The sequence below is a fragment of the Methylobacterium ajmalii genome (assembly GCF_016613415.1).
GTDB classification, from domain to species: Bacteria; Pseudomonadota; Alphaproteobacteria; order Rhizobiales; family Beijerinckiaceae; genus Methylobacterium; species Methylobacterium ajmalii.
In genome coordinates, this window is sequence record NZ_JACWCT010000032.1 from 32,096 (window position 1) to 33,683 (window position 1,588).

The window sequence follows — 1,588 nt, forward strand, 5'->3', positions numbered from 1 at the left end:
ACCGCGAGGTTGCCGCGCGCCACCTCGTCGGCGAGGTCGGCGGTCGCCCGCAGGTTCGCGGTCATGCGCGCCATGGCGCCGACGAGGTCGCCGATCTCGTCGCGCGAGGTCGCCTCGATCCGCTGGCCGAGGTCGCCGAGGGCGACCGCATCGGCGAGGGACACCGCCCGGGTCAGGCCGCGGGAGATCGACAGGGCGAGCCAGGTCGCGAGGCCGAGGCCGAGGAGCAGGGCCGTCGCCACGGTGCCGATGAGGATGGTCTGACCCTCGGCCGCGTCGGACTTCGCGCGCAGGACCGCCTCGGACATGCGGCGGTTCTGGAACTCGACCAGGGCGTCGAAGGCGCGGTTGGCGGCCGTGCTGGCGGTGGCGTACTCGCCCGAGGTCAGGTCGGTGGCCCGCAGGGTGCTGCCGGTCTCGACGAGGGCGAAGGTCTTGCGGAACGAGTCGAGCCAGGCCTCGGCCCGGGCCCGCAGGGCGTCGCCCGGGAGGCCTTGCGCGGCGGCGAGCCGGACGATCCCGTCGAGGGCCTTCGCCGTCTCGTCGCGCAGGGTGCGGGCGGCGGACAGGCGCTCCTCCAGCATCGGCAGCGTGGTGGCGCCGGTGGAGGCCTGCAGCTGGCCCCAGGCCCGCTCCGCCCGGTTCTGGAAGGCGAACACCGCCTGCATCAACTCGACGGCATTCTGCGCGGCGGCGCGCTGCATCAGCCCCTCGGCCTCGCCGCGCAGGCCGTTCAGCGCCGGACGTCCGGCCGCGTTGATCTCGCCCCAGGCCTTCACGACCACGTTGGCGCGGGTCAGCTCCTGGACCTTCGCCGCCAGCTCGCGCTGGCGCTCGTACTTCGTCAGGAGGTCGGCCAGGAGGCGCCGGCCCTCCTCGGTCTGGATGTACTCCTTGGCCTTGGCGAGCGCGGCGACGGCGTCGGCCCGGTTGTCGGCGGACCGCTTGGCGAACTCGGCCATCTGGGCCTCGTCGGTCGACACGACCATGGCGCGCACGTTCGAGACGCCGCGGATCGCCTGGGCCTTGGCGTCGAGCACCAGGTTCTGCAGTTCTGACCGGCTGACGATGAAGGCCGTCGCCTCGTTGGAGGCGCTGAGCCGCTGGTAGCCGACGCCCCCGGCGACGCCGACGAGGACCAGGACCGCACCGAAGCCGGCCGCCAGCTTGAACTTGATCGTTACGCGCATCGTCGTGTCACCGGGAGTGTTCGAACCGTGTCGGGTGTTGGGGCGGGCCGCCCCGTCTCGGTCAGGCGCTGCGCTTGAAGGCGGCGTCGTCCTCGTCCTCGCCCATGTCGAAGGCAAAGCCTCCGGACGCGGCGGCCGGACGCGACGGGGCCGGGCGGCTCGCCTTCACGGGGCTCTTCGCCGCGGTCATGGGCGCGACCTTGGCCGCGACCTTGGCCTTCGGCTTCGCGGGCGCGGCCATCCGGGAGGCGGCGCGCCGCAGCTGGCCCACCGCCGCGTCCGTCCGCGCCCCCGCCTCGGCATCGCCGATGCGGAAATACGCGATCGTCGCCTGCAGCTGCTCGGCCTGCGCCGCCAGCTCCTCCGACGTCGCCGACACCTGCTCGGACGCCGACGCG

General features: G+C 73.8%; 1 protein-coding gene and 1 pseudogene. Both read right to left on the reverse strand.

Going from position 1 to position 1,588, the window contains the following annotated elements:
* Positions 1–1,190: MCP four helix bundle domain-containing protein (locus HPY23_RS06060; RefSeq protein WP_200649576.1), on the reverse strand; the 1,190-nt coding region annotated here is incomplete at its 3' end.
* Between the two features lie 61 nt (positions 1,191–1,251).
* Positions 1,252–1,588, reverse strand: a pseudogene (locus HPY23_RS06065) (methyl-accepting chemotaxis protein); the annotation flags it as partial.